This window comes from Dolichospermum sp. UHCC 0406 (assembly GCF_009712025.1).
In the GTDB taxonomy this organism is placed as follows: Bacteria; Cyanobacteriota; Cyanobacteriia; order Cyanobacteriales; family Nostocaceae; genus Dolichospermum; species Dolichospermum lemmermannii.
The window spans coordinates 14,006-33,464 of record NZ_VILA01000025.1 but is presented as its reverse complement, the minus strand read 5'-3'; the positions used below and the strand labels follow the sequence as shown (position 1 = coordinate 33,464).

Sequence of the window (19,459 nt, the reverse complement as noted above, 5' to 3'; positions counted from 1 at the left end):
AAGTTTGAGATTTTGCATGGTGTAGCCATATTTTTCACGTCAATTTAGCAACGCCGATTTTTGGTTATTTTTCTTCGTTGAGTAGGTTTTGAGCGCAAGCTAGTTGCAATTGAATGATTTCGCTCATTTGTTGACTAAAATCTTGTCTAGCTGCTAAGAAACTTGTGTGTGTTTTAGTTAATTTGGCAGTGTTGTTACTCAGGTTTTGATACTGAGCAATTTTTAAATCATTCATGCTAATTTTTCCACTAGATTCTTGATTTATGTTTTGCTTAATGATTTTTGTTGACTCAAAGAATTTTAGTTTCTTTGACAATTCCAAACCGTTCTCCATGATCGTTTTCATGGTATTTTTCTGTGGTTTGGGGTAAATTTCTGTGGGCGCTATTTTCTCCGATGTCTGTAGAGAATTGATGATTTTATACTCTTGATGAGGAGAAATTGTTTGCTTTTGGTTATTAGCAAATATTTGGCGATTTTCTGCATTCAAAATTGCAGAAGTCATGGAATTACCACCTAATGTAACTTTCCTCAGTGCAGCTTTTTTCTGTTGGGTGTTTTCTGAGGATAAGTTATATAAAGGAGTGAGATTTAAGTTTACTTGATGACTCAATAGTTTTGCTAATGCTTTAATTAGGGAACTATGGTCATCTGTACCCCGTCTGTTTAGGGATACGGTAAGATGTTCTTGATTACCCAGATTTTTATCTATCCAGCGTGAACAAATACCACCTGCACCGGCTTCAATAAAGATTTTTGCTCCGTCACCATAGACGCGATTAACTAAGCGGGGAAAGTCGAGTTGTTGACATAATCCTGTGGCAATATTGTGAGCAATTTGGTTGCTTTCAATTTCAATTGATTGATATTCAGCAGCGGAGTAAAACTTGATTCCGGGGATTTTTTGTGCTGGTAATGTGTATAAGGTTTCTAATTCTTGAGATTCTGATTGCATTGCTTGACAATGAATCACATGATCAAAAGGAGCAGGAAAAGAATTACAACCCAGGGTTTTAATTACTCGCTCACAAGCTGCTGGTTCTCCAGCAATTAATACTTCTTCTGGGGTATTAATCTGTGTTAGGTAAACACGGGTTTCATTTTTTAAACATTCTCTAACTTGAGCTGGAGTAGCCATAAGAACGTAGTTAGCCCATAACTTATTCTCTGGATTTGTGTCAGTTTTTGGTAGTCCCCAATACTCACGGACAGCGTTTTTGGAACCAGATAATCTATCTCCAAATAAAGCTGATGAATTAAAGGTATGACTAACTTCATAAAAATTGCTCCATACTCCTTGAGCAACCATCATGCTAGTTTCACCTAAACTATATCCTAAGACATATTTAGGTTTAATGTTAAAATCCTCGGTGATAATTGTGGAGATTAATCTGGTAAAAAGCACTTCTGCTTCAAACATTGCTAAGGAATCATCCAGCAATTTCTTTTCTAGTGTTTCTAATTGTCGAGTTGATAATTTACTCAAACTTCTCGGAAATACCAATTTTTCCACATCTGCTGCTCGTTCGTCAAGACTTTTGATAATGACATCATCTAAGACTTTAGGAAATAAACGGAAAAGACTCCGACCAATTCCTAAATAAGTATTAACAGCAGCGGGATAAACAAAGGCAATTTCTCCATTTTTACCCAGAGGTTTGGGGGTGAAATAACTACCTATGGGAGTCTGCCAATCTTTGCCATTTGCAAAGGCATTAATTACACCTTTTTTGGCAGAATTAATTTCTTTAATTAATTCTTTTTGGTTGCGTCCAGTTAGGGAAAGTGTATATTTGCTTTCAGAGTTTTGTTGAAATTTAACAAAGGTTTGACTAGCAATATTTTTGAGAGAATCAGCATTTTCAATTGTTGCTTGCAAATGATCCAACGCTGCTAATAAGCTAGATTGATCATCTGCTGCAATGGGTAATAAATGCAAAGGTCTTGATTCTAAATATGTGCTGGTACGTTCTGGTTGTGCGGTTTCTTCTGATAAGATGATATGGGCAAAAGAACCGTCACAACCAATACTATTAATCGCGGAAATTCGAGATTTGACCTCTTTTTGCAAAAACCAAGGTCTGGACTCAGTTGCAACATAGAAAGGACTACCTTCCCATACTTGCGGTGTTTTGACACCAGACCAATTGGGAGTTCCGGGAATATATCTGTGATAAATACTCAGTGCAGTTTTTATTAAACTGGCAATTCCAGATGCAACGAAGGTATGACCAATATTTGCTTTAACGCTACCTATAGCGCAGTGTAAACCATCACCAACGGCAGGATAAGCTTGAAGGATACCGCTAATTTCGGCTTCGTCTTCTGCGGGAATACCACTAGCGCAGACTTCCAAATAATTGACTTTTGTGGGTTCAATTCCGGCTTGTTGAAAAGCTTGTTGACATACTTGGCTAATGGTATGGCTATCTACAGCCATTGAGGGAGATTGACCAATGCTAATACCATCAATTACTGCATAGATACGTTGGTTATTTGCTAACGCCGTATCATGACGTTTAAGAACAACTGCACCTGCACCTTCTCCCACATTCCAACCATTGGCTTTTTCGTCAAAACTTAAAGTATTGACTCCTGTATTAATTGTGCCAAATTGACTTCGCAATAAGACATTTTCTACCCCTCCTGCTAAGTCAACAGCACCCACAACTACAGCATCTACTTCATTAGTATCTAGCAGCATTTGCGCTAGTTCTAGGGCTTTAAAAGCGGCTGTTTCGACGGCACTAATGGTAAAAGATGGACCAGAAAAATTCCATAAAGAGGAAATCCGACTAGCCATAATATTGGTAACGTAACTCAGATATTCACTCAATTCAACTTGATTGTGAATACTATCTTGAACAATGCCTTCTAGTTGATTGATTTTTTCTGGTGATAAGGCAATTTCTGCCCCATTCAAACCATCTTTTATTTGCCAAGATGAATTCCATCTTTGTTGGAGTTGATGTACAGATAATTCTGTATCTGCGGCGATAATTACCGCTACATTATTATTAGGTGAAAGTCCGGCATCTTTGAGGGCGCGGTCAGCAACTCTTAATAATAAAAGTTGTTGAGAGTTGATTTTTTCAACTTCATTAGGAGGAATTTTGTAAGCTAAAGTATCAACTTCAAAATTATCAATATATGCTCCTTGGGGGACTTTTCCTGCTTCTAAACCATACTCGCGCAGTAAAGTTTCTTGTTCATTAATACCATGCCATCTTGATTCTGGTAGAGGAATAAAATGCTGTTTTCCATCATAAATGCTGCTCTCAAAGGCATCTAATTCTTGACATTCACCAAAAAAGGCATCCATGCCCACAATTGCCATTTTTGCAGTCTTATGTTGCTGAATATTCATTTGCTTACTTCCCCTGTTCTAGAATGATATGAGAGTTTGTTCCACCAAAACCAAACGCACTTAAAGCTACTCTTTTAGTTTCTTGACTCGGCCATTCTGTAGGCGTTCTGACAATGCTTTTTGGAGAGACAACATTGTTTTCAGAACCTATGGGTTGAGTCACGTGAATAGTTGGAGGAATAACCCCATGAGACATACTTAAAATTGTCTTGGTTATGCCTACCATGCCCGCAGCCACAAGTAAATGACCAACATTTGTTTTGGTTGAACCTACTAATGGTGCTGCTTGATATGGACTAAAAAAGCCTTCAATTGAGTTACATTCTGTGGGATCTCCCAATAGAGTGCCAGTAGCATGACACTCTAAATAATCAATAGTTTGGGGGTTAAGTTTAGCCTCTGAATAAGCTCTTTGATATGCCAGAGTTTGCCCTTGAGGATTAGGACTAAGAAGGTGTTTACCTTTACCATCATTAGATAGTCCATTACCGCAAATTGTTGCCAGGATTTTGTCACCATCTCTCACAGCATCACTGTGTCTTTTGAGCATTACCATCCCAATTCCTTCGGAGGTAATTAACCCGCGTGATGACTTATCGAGAGGACGACTAATGCCATTATCTGGATATCCTTGAATACCAGAAAATAACATTCTGACAAATAATGGATCTGCACAACTAATTGCACCAGCTAACATCAAATCTGCTTTGCCAGATTGTAGATAATGGGATGCTAATTTAATGGCGTAAAATGATGACGAACAAGCAGCATCTATACAGAAATGAGTTGCAGATAAAGAAAAGGCCTTGGAAACTATAGCAGCGGGTAAACCGGAAACCATAGCATTGTATGGAGAGACTTTTGTGCAGGTTGATGAACCTCCTAAACGAAAGTCTTTCTCCTGTAATAGTTCACTAATTGCAGGTTGAATATTTTGCTGATAAATAGGAGCAAATAGACTATTAGAAGCTTTGGTTGGTAATCCCAAAGTTCCTAAAACTACGCCACATTTTGCAAGTGCAGTTTGATTTCCCAGATAGCCACTTTGAATAATGGCTTGTTTGGCAGCGTACAATGACCATTTAAAGGTATTATCTAAGCTTTCAACAAATGCCGCAGGTAAGTTATACTCGTTGGCATCAAATTTAAAGTCGCGGATAAATCCACCTTTTTGAAAGTAGAATTTTTCCGGTTTACCTTTGGTTTCATCGTAGAATATAGCGGGATCTATTCCCAAATCCGCTACAGTTATAGATGATGTGGAATCTTTTTCTGCGGTGAGATTCTGCCAAAATTCTTCAGGATTATTAGCATCGGGAAATAGGCAAGATAACCCGATGATTGCTATTTTTTCCACTTTTGAAATCCTCGTTGGGGCATAAGACGTGACTGAAAAGGATTTACGCTATTCCCCCAATCGGCAAGGATTAATAATATGAATTTGTTTCGCGCAAAGGCACAAAGGAGCAAAGGCGCAAAGAATTAGAGTTTCATATTATTTTACTTTTTATTTAACATTTTCATTGGCCAAATTACGGCTTTTGCTCCTAAGATTTTCGAGTATATTTTTCCTTCACGATTATGGATAATGAAGTTGACTGTTGCACCTGTGTCGGTTTTGCCTATGATTTCACAGGACACATAAAAGGGGACGTTAAATGGTACTGCTAGATATTGTTCACAGTATGTTAATTGTCCTGGTAAACAAACTTCTTTATGGATATAATTTAACCATAGCCATAATGTTTGGGTACTCAAGTCAATTATATAAGGGTTGTGCCATTTTACGGGAAATTGTCCTTGTTCTTTGGCTGTAATTTCTTGCCAACAACATTCGGCTGTGAGTTTTTCTGGACTGATATTTAAAACTTTGGTAATTTTCTGGAATGCAGGACCATGAAATAGGGATAAATCACCATTTTGATAGAAGTCTTTGGCTGTATCAGTGACGATATTATCTTCTCTGAGATCCATTGCTTCATAAATGGGTGCTTCTGGCATATTTTTTACCAGTTTTATCAGAGAACTAAAGTGATAATGAGTTCTACCTTCGGGGGTTTTGCTCAATATTTTGGTCTGAAATTCGACAAAATTACCATCAACTTTGGCAACTTCTTGGATTTCTAGAATATGTTCTTTAGCCAAGGTAGAATTAAAGGTGATTCCTTTTAAAACTTTGAAGTCTTGGCAACTGAAATATGTGTAACCTGGATAAATTTCTTCACAGCCATTTACCATCCATGATTTAGCACAGGTTGCTGGTAAAACTGGTGAACCTGCAATTGTATGATCATGCAAAAATGGATTCTCTGCTAATGTCATTCTTCTGCGAATGCGATAGCTGCGAAGTTCTAAACCTAAAGGAGCAGGTGGTAGTTTCATGGGACTACCAATCACAACTTGTGGATGATCTTGATAGGCTGGATGTAGTTCATTAACTAACATTTGTGTCCCAACTTCTACGGGAATAATACTAATTCCTCTTTCTGCAAATGCTTTTTTTAATTGTGGTGTCACCATGCCACTATCCCAACCACCCCAGTTAATTGCGACTACATGACAATTAGGGTTATATTGTTTCATCAAATGGGCTGATTTACTGAGAATTTCATTAGCGATCGCATAATCACTTTGACCGATATTACCATAAAATCCCGTCACGGAAGAAAACAATACTAAATGTTGTAATTGCTGGGGATTAACACAAGATAGGAGATTTTCTAAACCCTGAACTTTAGCAGTGTAAACTTTCTCAAAATCATCTTCTGTCTTTTTTTCAATTAACTTATCTGCTAAGTTACCAGCACCGTGAATAATGCCGGTAATTTGCCCAACTTTATCAGAAATTTCTTGAAGTTTGGCTTGCAATTTTACAGTATCAGTGACATCAACACTAATATATTCAGCCTTTCCTCCTGTAGCTTCAATAGCTGCTAAAGTCTTCTTAATTTCCCGACTAGAATTAATCTGATTAAATATCTTTTGTACCATCATGGGTGTTGGTTTCTCACCTTGAGAAATCAAATTTTCCATAATGCGCTTTTTCAAAGCCGAATCATCTAAACAATTATGAGCATATTCTGGTTCTGTGGTAATTTCCGAACGACCTAAAAGAATAAACTTACAAGGTTGATGTTGAGCTAATTTAATAGTACATTGAGCAGTGATTCCCTTTGCGCCACCACTGACAACAAAGACAGAAGATGGGCTAACTTGAACAGTTGCAGTCATAACTATGATTTATGGGATTTATTTGATTTGGATGATTAATTCGTCTAAACTATGATTTATGTGATTTGTTTGATGGGGATGATTTATTGATTGATGAGAAAATAAACAAGAAATGAATCCAGTAAACTCAGCAAATAATTCAATCAAAAAAATCAAACTAATCAAACAAATCACAGTTTAGACATTACTCACTTTTTGCCACCAGCGTTACCCGTCCTTGATTACCATAACCAACTTCGCCAATATAGCGATTAGAATCGTGCAATTCAGCAACGATATATTCAGCAGATTCGTGAGGATCTAAAGTGGGATTCAGGTCAATTGCTCGGAAGAATACCTGTGGCCATTCCCAGCGCAAACTCTTCGTTAAACCAAACAAACCAGCACTAATTGCACTAAAATTACCTTGATGTCCTAAGCCAAATTCACCGTCCAGATGGGCAACTGTGCAAAAGCTTGTTCTTCCTGCTAAAGATGCCGCATTATTCAAAGTTGTTTTCAGATGTTTTGCCATTAAAAACACTTGTTTAATAATTGCCTTTTCTGCTTCTGGATAGGAAATATGTCCAGGTTTTTCAGGAGTAAATTGAGGATGTAAGTGAATGAATGCCCCAATCGCTCCATGTTTAGTAGTCACACTTTGCAATAATAATTGCAGATGTTGTTCACTCATGTTTGCCAATGTGACGCGGGTAACACCTGCGGGTAATGGCAATTGTTCGGGAACTAATGATTGGGGGAAACTCAAAACTACAACTTTCCAACCTTGTTCTATCAGTGCGTGGGCTAGTTTGGTGGTAGTTAAAGAACCATCATCAGTGATTAAACCAATGTGTCCTTGGGGTAACTGCGCTTCCAAAAAATCCGGTCTGGGTAAGGTTCTTAGCTTAACTGGACGACGGGGAAGATTGATGTCTACGATAGGAGGTGGGGTTAAATCAACCACCTCTGTGGTTTCCCCCCTTGACAAGGGGGGATTAAGGGAGTTTATCGAGTTAACATCAAACTGCGACTTTTTTTTTTCACCTCCCACCAGTGATTGGAGGTAGTTAACGATTTGCCCGATTGTCCGTAAGTCGCCTAATTCTTCTATATTGGGTTTGGGTAAGTCAGGATACGCTTCCTGCATTGCTCCCAGTATTTCTACCCGTTTGATGGAATCTATGCCTAAATCGGCTTCCATGTCCATGTCCAGTTCCAGCATTTCCACTGGATAACCAGTTTTTTCACTGGTGATGTTTAACAGGGTTTGTCCTAAATCTTGGTACTGGGGATTGGGGACTGGGGACTGGGGAATGGAAATTGATTCTGGTATTACTTCCTCTATTACCTGGGTTTGCACTTGAGGAATGATAATTTGTTCTGGTGTGATTTCTGCTGTTACCTGTTGTTGTCCTTGCAGATATTCGACAACTTGACCAATGGTGCGTTTTTCTGCCAGTTCTTCCAGGTTTGGTTTAGGTAAGTTGGGGTATAATTCTTGCAATCCTCCCAGAATTTCTACCCGTTTAATGGAGTCAATACCTAAGTCGGCTTCCATGTCCATATCGAGTTCTAGCATTTCGATAGGATAACCAGTTTTTTCGCTGGTGATACTTAATAGATTGTTAGCTAGATCATCAAGATTTAGGCTGCTAGTTGCGTGTTCTGGTATGAATGCAACTGGGGACTGGGGAATAATAATTGGTTCAGGTTCAATTACTGGTGCAGCAATTACAGGTTTTGCAACTTCAATTACTGGGGGAATAGGTGCTGCTAATTGAACTTTTGGCTCAATTACTGGTAATGCTTGAGGGGGAATTATGGTGACAGTAGGAGCTACAGGTGCTTCTTCTGGAGCAGCATATATATTTGCTGGTGCTGCTGCTTGGGTATCAGAAATGAGTTGAGAATATTCTTCTTGAATGAGTTGGAAAAAGTGTTTGGTATATTCTATCTGTTCCCGCAGATATTGTTCATGAATGCGGAGGGTTTCACCTTGTTGGGAATGAAACTGCATCATACTCCGCTCTAAGCTTTCCATGATCACTTGCTTAATTTGAGCAGCTTCAGCGGAAGATTTAGCATTAGCAAATAAGGTGTTTTGCTGCTGCATTAATTGGAAGAAGGTTTTCGCGTATTCTATCTGATTATTAAGATATGTGCCGTGAACTTCTAAATTCTCGCTTTGGTTGTGCTGGAACTGGCTCAAAAGTGTTCCTAAGCTGGTGAGAATTTGTTGGCAATTTATCAGTTTATCTGGTGTTTGCATCTTCCCTTCGAGTTGCTGCGTGAACAATTCTGCTCTGGGTTCTTTTTGAGGTTCTTTTATGATGGTTGCAGTAGTAGTCATCTGTGGCTGTAACTGGGTTTCAATGAGGGGTTGTTTTTTATGTCCGTTACCGTTGCCGTTATGTCCATTAGTTGGGGGAATTTTGGCAATTACAGGGGTTTCTATTTCTAAATTTATAGACGGGTTTAGCATTGCTAAACCCCTATTGGAATCCTGAACTTCTGTTAGCGAGGCTCCTCCAGAGGAGGCACTTCTGAACTCCTGAATTCCGGAAATTTTATGTCCGTCCGCTAATGCTTCTGTAAAGGCATTTTTGGTTTTATCAGAAATGTAGTTAATCCCGGTTAATTTGACGCTGAGGGTCTTTTTGCTGGAAATGGGATGCAATACGGCAGGGAGTTTGTAGGGGTCAAGATTGCCCAAATTCATGCCGATAACTCGCAACTGAACTGCGGCTTCTCGCAAAGAGCGATCGCTGTTTTTGGAGGCGCTGGGATTTAGAGATATGGTAAGATGGGGGCGATCGCCTAATGTATCTTTTACCAAGTTACTCAAAACCCGTTTTGGTCCAAATTCTACGAAGCAATAACCACCAGCCCCATAGATATTTTCAATCTCTTGTTTGAACAATACAGAACTAGCCAAATGGCTTTCTAAGTTCTTTTGAATTGCCGCTGCATTTTGGGGATAATGTTTACCAGTGACATTACTAAAAACCGGAATTTGGGGATTGTGGAAAGTTACCGATTTAGTAGCAATGGCAAAGGATTTTTGCGCGAATGCTATTAATGGAGTATGGAAAGCCGCAGACACAGGCAATAAAACTGCACTATATCCTAACTTTTCGCAAGCATCTTGAACTTTTTGAATTTCTAACTTTGGACCGGCTAAAACAATTTGGGTAGGAGAATTAAAGTTAGCAATACTTACTTTTGGAAACTGCTTCAGCACCGGTTCAATTTTGCTGATATCTTCCTTCACCGCTAACATACTACCAGCGTCATGATCTGGGTCTTTGGGTGCGGCCATTGCCTGTCCTCTAGCTTTCACTAGGAACAAATAATCAGCCTCACTCAATACTCCCGCAGCCCACAAAGCGGTTAATTCACCAAAACTATGTCCTGCGGTGAAATCTGCCTTAAACCCAGCTTGTTGCAAAATTCCATACAACCCAGCACTAAAAACCCCAATTGCCGGCTGTGCATATTCCGTTCTTTGCAAAGTTGCAACTTGGGCTTTTTTCTCAACTTCATCAAAGGTAGAATGAGGGAAAACAACTTCAGAAACTGGTTGTAAATTGCTTTGCTTGAACAGATGATCCATCTTGCCATATAACTGTCGCAAGCTGGGGAAATTCATCACCGCTTCTCTGCCCATTTCCAAGTATTGAGAACCTTGTCCAGAGAATAAAGCGACAACTTTTCCACCTAAATCCATTCCCGAAGAACGGTAATAAATACCTTGAGGATGTTCCCAAGAAATTGCATCAGGCTTACTTTTGAGTAAACCAAGACTAACTTGCAGTAACTTACAAGCTTCTTGTAAATTCTCAGATACAAAACCAATTCTTAGGGCAGTTGTAGGAATAGCTAAAGATTGACAATATAACAATAATTGAGAATAGAATCTTTCGCCGTCGTTAGCTTGCAAATTATTTAAAGTTGCTTCTAACTTGCTAATTAATTCCGCGTGAGTAGCACCAAATAATAGCACTTCACCGGCTGCACCATGTAAACGATAAGAACTTTGTTGTTCTGGTTCGTATTCTTCCAAAACAACGTGATAATTTGTGCCACCAAAACCAAAGGCACTCACCCCCGCACGTCGGGGAGTTTCACCTTCTGCCTTGATCCAAGGTCTAGTTTGAGTATTGAGATAAAAGGAGGAATTTTCAATATCTAATTTGGGATTTGGTTCGGTAATATTGATGGTTGCTGGCAATACTTTATGATGCAATGCTAGGGCAGTTTTAATAAGGCTGGCTGCACCTGCGGCGGCTTTTGTATGTCCAATTTGTGATTTTACACTTCCCAAAGCAATATGTTGTTTTTGGGTGTCATGTTTACCAAAGAAATCTCTTAAAGAACTGAATTCTATGGGATCTCCTGCCATTGTTCCTGTACCGTGTGCTTCCATTAAACCCACAGTTGCCGGAGAAAATCCAGCATCATCATAAGCCCGTTCTAAGGCTTTAACTTGTCCTTCTTTTCTAGGGGCATAAATACTCTTATAACGCCCATCACTAGAAGTACCAATTCCCTTGATTACCGCATAGATTTTATCCCCATCTTTTTGGGCATCTTCTAAGCGTTTGAGGAGAATCATCCCAATCCCTTCACCTAACATCATCCCATCAGATTTAGCATCAAATGGTTTCACATTCTCGCTAGGAGTAACTGCTGGAGTTTTGCTAAATGAGATGTAAGCCATGATCGTGTTATCGGTGTCTACTCCACCGGTTAACATCATATTGCTACGATGTTCAACTAATTCACTAATGGCCATTTTTAATGCCCCAAAGGAACTAGCACAAGCCGCATCAACTACACAGTTTGTACCGCCAAAGTTGAGACGGTTAGCAATTCTGCCAGCCACCACATTTGCTAACATTCCAGGGAAAGCATTTTCATCCCATTTCACATAAGCAGATTTGATTTTATCAACAATCTTTTTAGTATCTTCGTCAGATACACCACTGCTTTTGAGAACTTTTTCCCAAACCGGATATTCCAATCTGGCAGTTAATGGCATTCCCAATTGTTTGCCCATAGCTACACCCAAAATCACGCCGATATTTTCGCGGCTAAATTCACGGGATTCGCTATAACCAGCATCTTCCATTGTTTCTTTAGCAACTACTAAACTTAATAGTTGAGAAACATCTGTAACTTCTAAAATGCTGGGAGGAATACCAAATTCCATAGGGTTAAAATCAACTTCAGGAATAAAACCACCACGTTTACAATAGGTTTTATCTTCTGCTGTTCTCGGATTAGGATCATAGTAATCTTCTACGCTCCAATGAGTAGAAGGAACATCAGTGATACAGTCAATTTTATTAACAATATTTTGCCAGTAATCCCTTAATGTTCTCGATTGAGGCATTAAGGAAGCCATACCAATAATAGCTATGGGAGTTGTGTGTAGTTTTCTATTAATTTCCTTAGTTGACATGGAATTTATCGAATTTTTTAGGTTTCCTGAATTCATTTTTCCTTCCTCTATAAACTTCAGCACAGCCTGTTCAAAACTATTAATTTGGGCTTCTAATTCCGTCAAAGAACTATTTATCGTGTCTATCTTTTGAAGGGGGGAAGACATAGGACATAGACTAATTTTGAGTACCGTAAATTGTGCAGTAAATTAAGCTATTAGCAGATAGAATAACTATCTACATTCACCCAATCACCGCAGGTAAGTTTAAATGCTTGAATTTACATCAGCACCGCAGCATATTTACCAATTAATAATTGATAATTCATTTTTGAAGCTTTAGGTAGGTTGGGTTAAGGAACGCAACCCAACATTTCATAATTTTGCTTGGGTGTTACTAAGCTACATTTCCTTAACACCAAGCGAACTGGCAATAGAACATACTTAATCTGAAGGATATGTATGAATACAGAAACGGTTTTATCTCTTAATCATTGAATGTTTTACCTATGGAGGAATAATGTTCTGTATGTTGATATAGCAGTTGCCAGTTTTTAAAGTCCAGGATAACCTATTTTAGATGATTAGACTGATAAAAGCTGCCAAAATCGTTACAAAATAATCAGCACTCTGTGGCAAATTCTGTGAATAGTGAAAAAATACTTAAACAGCTTTTCAATAGTCTAGCAGTTTGTAACTTAGTGAGATGCAAAACCCCGGTTTATCAAAGAATAGGTTTTGTTTCTTTAGGCAATTCTGCTGTACAAAGCTGAGTGGATTTTAGTATTTCTTCTGTTTATAGAAATAAACTCAACAATTTATTTTTCATTCATAAATGTTGAATTAATAAAAAGACTAGCACAGCTTATGAAAATGGAATAGTTCATTTTTGCTAATTTTTGGAGGAAAATATTTGTTAATTGATCTCCTTTTAAATAAAACATAATTATCTGAGTATAATCTAGAACCGAATTTGTGAATAACATATCTTGGGTAATTACGGATTTAACATCAATCTTTTCCTGATAATTCAGGGATTTTATCTAAATTGTCTCATAAGTAACTAATCAATAAATATACAATAGAAATATTTGCACATAATTGGGTGTTTTTTGAGCAAACTATCATAATCAAGTCTTGGTTTTTGATGAATTTATAAGATAACTCACCTTTTCTAGACAATTGGTTATTTATAAACCAAACATTAATTTGTTGGATATTGAACACTAACCTGTAACCATATCAATTGTGATGAAATATGGACAATTTGCATTTATTTACGAGAATTTGCTAAAAAAAATACAGATTTTTAGATTAATTTATGAGTAATTAAATATAGTATCTAGTCAAGGATTTTATTAATTAAAGCAACTAAATTTAGTTGACAATATCAAAGTTATTTGGGATAATTGCAGAGAAGTTTATTCATTCCCCAAGTTATTAGCATCATCACCACTTGGGAATTGAAGATTTTTATTTCTCCCTAGAGATATCGTATTTTAGGCTACTTAATTAAATGCCAATTCAAGATAAAACTGATAGCGTAGCGTGGCGTTCCTCATGGATGATTAGAAGTAAAAACACCGCTAATTTAGGTATTTATAACAACTAAAAATGCTGACAACAATTCATACATAAATAATTAGACATATCTCTTTTATAAAAGTAACAGAGAATCCGTCTATAACCATTACGAGTATTTTCCGACATAACACCATTGGAATAAAAATATGGCAGTAAATAAAGAACGCCAATTATTCAACCTAACTGCGTTAAAGTGGAGAATAATTCTAGCAACTTCTCTAACTTTCTCTACGGGTTTAGTATCTTTATACATTTTTCATCAATTAAAGATAAATTCCCAGACTCAATCTTCTGCTATTGCTCCCATTATTAAATATCAACCCATTCCCGTTAAAGTTGCCGTAACTGCCTTAGGAAGATTGCAACCACAAGATAAAATTACTTATTTATCTGCTCCTAATTCTATCAATGGTGTACGAGTAGAAAAACTGTTGGTCAAGGAAGGAGATGATGTTAAAAAAGGACAAGTATTAGCTTATCTAGAAAACTATGCTCGTTCTCAAGCAGCTATCCAACAGGCATTTGATAAATTGTTAATTGCCAGAACTAAACTTGCACAGGTACAAGCTGGAGCAAAAACTGGAGATATCAATGCTCAAAAAGCCACAATTACCAGGTTAAATTCTCAATTTAAAGGAGACATTGCGGCTCAAGCAGCAACAATTAACCGCATTCGGGCTGAAGTTGAAAATGCTCAAAAAGAGAGTAATCGCTATCGGCAATTATCAAAAGACGGTGCTGTTTCTGCTTCTGTTTTTGATAGTAAAAATTTAGTTCTCAAAACTACACAACAGCAGTTAAAAGAAGCTGAAGCTACTCTTAAACGGACACAAGATACTTTCCAAGATCAAATCAAAGAAGGAAAATCCAAACTTAATAGTATTAAAGAAGTTAGAACCGTAGATGTAGAGTTAGCAAAAAGTGAAATCAAAAGCGCGGAAACGGCAGTGCAACAAGCCAAAGCTGACCATGATTTAACTTACATTGCTGCTACTATAAATGGTACAGTTTTGCGAATTCATGCCAGAAATGGCGAAGTAATTGGTACTTCCGGTCTTGCAGAAATTGGCAATACATCAAAAATGCAAGTTCTAGCAGAAGTGTATCAAACTGATATTCAAAATGTTCGAATTGGACAAAAAGCTATCATTACCAGCACCACATTTCCCGGCAAATTACAAGGAACTGTCCGAGAAGTTGGTTGGCAAGTTGATAAACAAGGCATCTTTAGTATTAATCCCAATTCTGATGCAGACCGCAGAGTAATTGAAGTCAAAATATCTATTGATAATCCCACCGATAGTCAAAAGATATCGAGATTAACTAACTTGCAAGTTGATGTTGCAATCCAGATTTAGTGATTGGTTATTAGTGATTAGTTATTGGTTATTGGTTATTGGTTATTTTCTACAACTGACAACTGAAAACTGACAACTAACAACTGACAACTGACAATTAACAATTAACAATTAATATGAATTTCAAAATTCCTTTGGGGTGGCTACAGCTTGTCCAGCAGAAACTTCGTTTTGTGATAGCTGTAGCCGGAATTGGCTTTATTGTGCTGTTAATGTTTATCCAACTTGGTTTTCAAGATGCACTATATTCTAGCGCTACAGCACTACATCAACGATTGCATGGTGATTTGTTTTTAGTTAGTTCTCAATACAAATCTTTGACAGCAATTCAAAGTTTTTCTCGCACTCGGTTATACCAAACTTTAGGGTTTGATGGTGTTGATTCAGTTAGTTCAATTTATTTGCAATTTGCAAAATTAAAAAATCCCGTTAGTGGTGAAAAATATTCAATTTATGTCATTGGTTTTGACCCAGGAAAATCTGTATTAGATATTGCCGAAGTTGAGCAAAATTTGGATAAACTCAAAATCTCTGATGTCATGCTATTTGATAGAGATGCCCGTCCAGAATTCGGACCAATAGCAGAATTATTTAATCAAGGAAATACTGAACAGCCAATTGAAATATTTCCCTTTGATGCTGTCAAAGGTTATCGAGTCAGAGTTGGTGGTTTATTTAGTTTAGGACCTTCCTTTGGTGTAGATGGTAATTTAATTGTGAGCGATTCGACTTTTTTAAGAATAAATCCCAATAGCCGTCCAGTTGAAAAAATAGATATGGGGGTAATTAAACTCAAAGACGGTGCTGATATAAAACAGGTTTTAGCCAATTTAAAAGCCAATCTACCAAATGATGTAAAAATATTCACTCGTCAAGAATTTATTGATTTTGAAAAACAATATTGGTCAGTCAGAACCCCCATTGGTTTTATTCTGAACTTGATGCTAATTATGGCTTCTGTGGTCGGAGTGGTAATTGTTTACCAAATTTTGTATAGCAATATCGCCACTCAATTTATTGCCTACGCAACTTTAAAAGCTATTGGTTATGCTAATGGATATTTATTAAATGTGGTTTTTCAACAAGCATTAATCTTAGCATTATTAGGTTATATTCCTGGCTTTATTGTTTCCATTGGTTTGTATGATTTTGCGATGAAAGCAACTAAATTACCGATCATGATGACAAGTAATAATGCCTTACTTGTTCTGGTATCTACAGTCTTAATTTGCATCACCTCTGGAGCGTTAGCTATTAATAAACTCCGTTCTGCTGATCCGGCTGATAGTTTCTAGAGATTTGTTGCATTAAAATTTATCAAATTCTGCCAAATATTCTCTAGACTAAAACCAACTAAAGATAGAAGTTTAATGTTATTAACAACAGTAGAATTCTCTGGCAAGTACAACAGTTCATAGTTGCATTTAATCGCAATTCTTAAACTTAGATTGTATAACTTTCTCAACTGTATGGCTAACGCCACACGATCACAAAACACCTATCTATATCCCCATGAACTTCCAAAACAAAACTCTGCTGATTACTGGAATTGACGAATTTATTGGTTTACGTGCAGCCGAATTAGCGATCGCTCAAGGGATGAAAGTCCGAGGTATACAAAGTTCCCAAGTCAAGGATCAAACAGCGCAAAATTTAGGTGTGGAAATTCTAGTTGGTAATATCACTGATCCTGGAATTTGCTCGAAAGCTTGTCAGGGAGTAGATATAGTTTTACACAATGCTCAAATTGCTGAAGAAGCCGGGGACATTAAGCATTTTCGGGAAATAAATGTTAGCGGTACTATTAATATCGCTAAGGCTGCTAAACAAGCTGGTGTAAAAACATTTGTCCATCTTTCTACTGCTTTAGTATATGGGTTTGACTACCCTGAGAAAGTCACAGAATCAGGTACGCTTTCTGGTGAAAACAATGCTTATTGTCAAACAAAAATTGAAGCGGAAATCGAAGTTTTAAAACTTAATAATGCTCCAGAATTTGGAGTAATTGTTATTCGGGCTGGAGATGTTTATGGGCCAGGAAGTCTTCCTTGGATTGTGCGGCCAATTCAGATGATGCGACAAAAATTATTTGCCTATGCTAATGAAGGCAAGGGTGTGATGAATCATCTATATGTAGATAACCTAATTGATGCCATCTTTTTAGCCATAGAAAAATCCGCTTATGGAGAGGTTTTCAACATTACCGACGGTAAAGAAACTTCCTGGAAAGAGTATTTTATTCATCTCGCTTCATTGGAAAATTTACCAGCACCAATGTCTTTACCTAAAGAGGAAATGAAATTATTTTTGAAAGTGCGTCTTCAGGGGCAAAAACTATTTCGTAAAAAAGCTGATATTCTCCCAGAATCAGTTGATTTTATGAGTCGTCCTTATGCCTATTCTATTGCAAAGGCGCAAAATATTTTGAATTATCAAGCAAAAATTGATTTAGCAGAAGGAATGCGCCGCACCAATGAATGGTTGCAAAAAACTGACATTCAAAAACTGATGAAATAGATCAAATTCCCCACAAGTAAATTTTCACAAAAAGGAAGTATTAACTAATGTTAAAAGTTGTGAATCTGTTGATTGCTACGTTACTAACTATCAGTTTTGCAGAAGCAGCCCAGGCTGAATCAACAACATCTTTAACTGTTGTTGTTAATGGCATTCGTAACAAAACTGGGGAAATTTGTATGAGAGTTTATAACTCTGAAAAAGGATTTCCCGATAATGCTAAAAGTGAAGTTAAAAGCGGTTGTACTCAAATTACAGGCAATTCCGTAAAGCAGGTATTTTCTGGATTAAAACCTGGTACTTATGCTGTAGCTGTAGTTGATGATCAAAATGGTGATCGCAAACTCAATAAAGACTTTTTTGGCATTCCTAAAGAAGGTTTTGGAATTTCTAAAAATCCTACTGTTTCTATCAGCACTGGCTCACCAAAGTTCAATAATTCCAGTTTCAAGGTTGACAAGAATACTACCATTAACATCTTTCTCAAATATTCTCTTGATCCCTAATTGAGAATTTGAATATTGGGTGGGGAAACCCCGCCCCTACTAACTTCTTTCTCCTTTCTCCTTTCTCCTTTCTCCTTTCTCCTTTCTCCTGACTCCTGACTCCTGACTCCTGACTCCTTGATTCCTGACTCCTTTCTAAGACTATAGAAATAATGCCAGATTTTATGATATTTCTATCTAAGTCTTTGTTCGGTTGGCTGGTAATTCAAACTTGTTTAACGTTAGTATTTTTATGGTATTTACGTTCACACAAACCCAAGTCATTACCAGATGAACAGTTACCAAAAACGGCAGTAATTCTCTGTTTACGGGGTGCTGATCCTTTTTTACCTAATTGTTTGCGATCGCTCTTACAACAAAATTACCCAGAATATGATTTAAAGTTGATCATTGATAGTAAAGAAGATCCAGCTTTTAAAATTGCCACCGAAATCATCAATCAACTGGGTGCAACTAACATCGAAATTAGCACATTAAGAGCAGTTCGTCATAATTGTAGTCTTAAATGTAGTTCCTTAGTTCAAGCTGTTTCTGATTTGGATAATGCCTATCCAATTATAGCTTTTATAGATGCTGATACCGTAGCTCATCCTAATTGGTTACGAGAATTAGTTACCCCCCTCATTGATGATCAAGTTGGACTCACAACTGGAAATCGTTGGTATGTTCCCACAGGTAATTATTGGGGTTCATTAGTTCGCTACTCCGGTAACGTTTCCACCGTAGTGCAAATGTTTCTCTTTCAAATTCCCTGGGGTGGAACATTAGCTATCAAAACAGAAGTATTAAACCGCATCAAACTTTTGGATAAGTGGGGGGAAGTATTAACAGATGATATGCTTCTCCATAAACTTATCAAGCAAGAAAAGTTGCAAATCAAATTTATTCCTTCTTTATTGATGCTAAATCGAGAAGAAAGTAGTCTACGTAACTTACTAGAATCATTAAAAAGGTTAATAATTGGTTCTAAACTTTATCATCCCCGGTGGTTAGCCATAATCAGTGAAGCATATTCTAGTATCATCGTCCCCAATGTAGTCATCATCGTGATTTTCCAGCTATTGCTGGAGGCTCAATGGGAGGCTGCGGCTTTACTATTTTCCGTCTATATCTCCTACACCATTGGCTTAGTTTTACTAATGCTATTGATGGAATTTGGCGTACATCAAGTGCTGCACAATCAAGGTGAAAAAATACCAAAATTGTCACCTTTAATCATCCTGAAAATGTTGATAGTTATTCCCCTAACACAATGGGTTTACGGGTTAACAATATTATCTTCTTTGTGGGTATCAACAATTACTTGGCGTGGACTAACTTATCGCATTAAAGGGCGTGAAAATATTCGGTTAATTGAATACCGTCCTTACCAATGGCTAGATCAACCAATTGATCCCAAAACATCTCTTTAAGTAATATTCCTCAGTCAACCAAATGTAGGTTGGGTTAAGGAACGAAACCCAACATATCT

General features: G+C 37.4%; 9 protein-coding genes. 5 read left to right on the top strand and 4 right to left on the bottom strand.

Features of this window, described 5'->3' with window-relative positions; all coding sequences use genetic code 11:
- Positions 1-64 precede the first annotated feature (64 nt).
- From FJR09_RS19865 to FJR09_RS19850, 4 genes are all read right to left on the bottom strand, one after another.
- Positions 65-3,367 (bottom strand): type I polyketide synthase, encoded by a 3,303-nt coding sequence (locus FJR09_RS19865; RefSeq protein ID WP_168653786.1) that lies wholly within the window; start codon positions 3,365-3,367, stop codon positions 65-67.
- A 4-nt stretch (positions 3,368-3,371) separates the two neighbouring features.
- Positions 3,372-4,724: a polyketide synthase gene (locus FJR09_RS19860; protein WP_015081099.1), complete on the bottom strand. Its 1,353-nt coding sequence runs from the start codon at positions 4,722-4,724 to the stop codon at positions 3,372-3,374.
- A 143-nt stretch (positions 4,725-4,867) separates the two neighbouring features.
- Positions 4,868-6,598, bottom strand: coding sequence for an SDR family NAD(P)-dependent oxidoreductase (locus FJR09_RS19855; protein ID WP_015081098.1), 1,731 nt, complete (start codon positions 6,596-6,598; stop codon positions 4,868-4,870).
- 184 nt (positions 6,599-6,782) lie between these two features.
- Entirely contained in the window at positions 6,783-12,191 is a 5,409-nt protein-coding gene (locus FJR09_RS19850; protein WP_168653787.1) for a type I polyketide synthase, read from the bottom strand.
- Between the two features lie 1,562 nt (positions 12,192-13,753).
- Between FJR09_RS19850 and FJR09_RS19845 the strand changes: the two genes are divergently transcribed.
- From FJR09_RS19845 to FJR09_RS19825, 5 genes are all read left to right on the top strand, one after another.
- Entirely contained in the window at positions 13,754-14,965 is a 1,212-nt protein-coding gene (locus FJR09_RS19845; protein ID WP_015081095.1) for an ABC exporter membrane fusion protein, read from the top strand.
- 116 nt (positions 14,966-15,081) lie between these two features.
- Entirely contained in the window at positions 15,082-16,260 is a 1,179-nt protein-coding gene (devC, locus tag FJR09_RS19840) for an ABC transporter permease DevC (RefSeq protein ID WP_168653788.1), read from the top strand.
- A gap of 217 nt (positions 16,261-16,477) precedes the next feature.
- Positions 16,478-17,482, top strand: a complete 1,005-nt coding sequence (locus FJR09_RS19835; RefSeq protein WP_168634086.1) for an NAD(P)-dependent oxidoreductase — start codon at positions 16,478-16,480, stop codon at positions 17,480-17,482.
- A 47-nt stretch (positions 17,483-17,529) separates the two neighbouring features.
- On the top strand, positions 17,530-17,988 hold the full coding sequence (locus tag FJR09_RS19830) for a DUF2141 domain-containing protein (protein ID WP_168650691.1): 459 nt from the start codon (positions 17,530-17,532) through the stop codon (positions 17,986-17,988).
- A gap of 152 nt (positions 17,989-18,140) precedes the next feature.
- Positions 18,141-19,400, top strand: a complete 1,260-nt coding sequence (locus FJR09_RS19825) for a glycosyltransferase family 2 protein (protein ID WP_168650693.1) — start codon at positions 18,141-18,143, stop codon at positions 19,398-19,400.
- Positions 19,401-19,459: the final 59 nt, after the last annotated feature.

Coding starts and splice junctions, on each gene's coding strand:
- FJR09_RS19865 (WP_168653786.1), bottom strand. CDS start 3,367: ATGAATATTCAGCAACATAAGACTGCAAAAATGGCAATTGTGGGCATG.
- devC (WP_168653788.1), top strand. CDS start 15,082: ATGAATTTCAAAATTCCTTTGGGGTGGCTACAGCTTGTCCAGCAGAAA.
- FJR09_RS19830 (WP_168650691.1), top strand. CDS start 17,530: ATGTTAAAAGTTGTGAATCTGTTGATTGCTACGTTACTAACTATCAGT.
- FJR09_RS19850 (WP_168653787.1), bottom strand. CDS start 12,191: ATGTCTTCCCCCCTTCAAAAGATAGACACGATAAATAGTTCTTTGACG.
- FJR09_RS19835 (WP_168634086.1), top strand. CDS start 16,478: ATGAACTTCCAAAACAAAACTCTGCTGATTACTGGAATTGACGAATTT.
- FJR09_RS19825 (WP_168650693.1), top strand. CDS start 18,141: ATGCCAGATTTTATGATATTTCTATCTAAGTCTTTGTTCGGTTGGCTG.
- FJR09_RS19855 (WP_015081098.1), bottom strand. CDS start 6,598: ATGACTGCAACTGTTCAAGTTAGCCCATCTTCTGTCTTTGTTGTCAGT.
- FJR09_RS19845 (WP_015081095.1), top strand. CDS start 13,754: ATGGCAGTAAATAAAGAACGCCAATTATTCAACCTAACTGCGTTAAAG.